The following is a 614-nucleotide window of genomic DNA, read 5'->3' as shown; positions in this document are numbered from 1 at the left end:
CGTAGTGTCCACGCAGCACAGCGGCAAGCCACTTGTGCTGGGTAGCCAACGTCATGTGCATGTGCCGCCATGCTCCCTCGCGCAACGCCTTCAGCTTTCGCGTCAGGCGTTTCCCTTCCGTCTTGTGCTTCACGATAAACCTGCCATCACGGGTCACTCCACAGTAGTGAATGAAGCCCAGGAAGGCGAAGGTCTCGGGCTTTCGCTCGCCACGCCGCTGCCGAGTCAAAGCCGCGAACCGGCCAAACTCGATCAGCCGCGTCTTGCCTTCGTGGAGCGCTAGGCCAAAACTGCCTAGTCGCTCCTTGAGGGCCAGAAGCATATTCAGCGCATCATCCTTGTTCTCGAAGCCCATAACGAAGTCGTCGGCGTAGCGCACGATCACAATTCGGCCGCGTGCATAGCGTCGACGCCATTGATGAACCCACAGATCGAGGATGTAGTGCAGAAAGATGTTGGCGAGGAGCGGACTAATGCCAGCTCCTTGCGGGGTACCCTTGTCAGTCTCATACGTCTCGCCGCTCTCAAGGATTCCCGCCCGCAGCCACAGCTTGATAAGCTGGAGGATACGGGGATCGGCTATCCTGTGCGCCACCATCTGCAACAGCCACTCG

1 protein-coding gene is annotated in these 614 nt (G+C 59.0%); it reads right to left on the bottom strand.

Going from position 1 to position 614, the window contains the following annotated elements; all coding sequences use genetic code 11:
• A partial coding sequence (locus ACP7E0_RS35060; RefSeq protein WP_426131984.1) for a reverse transcriptase domain-containing protein occupies positions 1-614 on the bottom strand: 614 nt, incomplete at both ends.

It is taken from the genome of Pararhizobium sp. PWRC1-1 (genome assembly GCF_049897905.1).
GTDB lineage: Bacteria > Pseudomonadota > Alphaproteobacteria > Rhizobiales > Rhizobiaceae > Pararhizobium.
This window is presented reverse-complemented; position numbering and strand designations above follow the sequence as displayed.